1 protein-coding gene is annotated in these 439 nt (G+C 60.4%); it reads left to right on the top strand.

Features of this window, described 5'->3' with window-relative positions; translation table 11 throughout:
• On the top strand, positions 1–439 hold a 439-nt coding region (locus ADJ24_RS14840; RefSeq protein ID WP_048702761.1), incomplete at both ends, for an Ig-like domain-containing protein.

Genomic DNA, 439 nt, shown 5'->3' with positions numbered 1-439 from the left:
TCAGTTCCGGTAACCTGACGGTGACCACCGATAACGCGAAAGCGGACGGCTCGGCCACCAACGCGGTGAAAGCGATTGTCACCGACGCGAAAGGCAACCTGGTGAAAGACGCGACCGTGACCTTTACCGCCACTAACGGGGCTACTATCACCACGGCCTCTGCCACCACGGACGTTAACGGTATCGCCACCACCACGCTGAGCAACACCAAAGCCGGTGTGGCGAAAGTGACGGCAAGCGTCAACGGTGCCAGCCAGACCGTGGACACCACCTTTGTGGCGGACAGCGGCACGGCAACCATCAGTGATGGCAACCTGACGGTGACCACCGATAACGCGAAAGCCAACGGCACGGCCACCAACGCGGTGAAAGCGATTGTCACCGATGTTAACGGCAACCTGGTTTCCGGTGTGGCAGTGACCTTTACCGCCACCAACGG

The organism is Enterobacter sp. 940_PEND (assembly GCF_001059415.1).
GTDB classification, from domain to species: Bacteria; Pseudomonadota; Gammaproteobacteria; order Enterobacterales; family Enterobacteriaceae; genus Enterobacter; species Enterobacter cloacae_M.
This window is presented reverse-complemented; position numbering and strand designations above follow the sequence as displayed.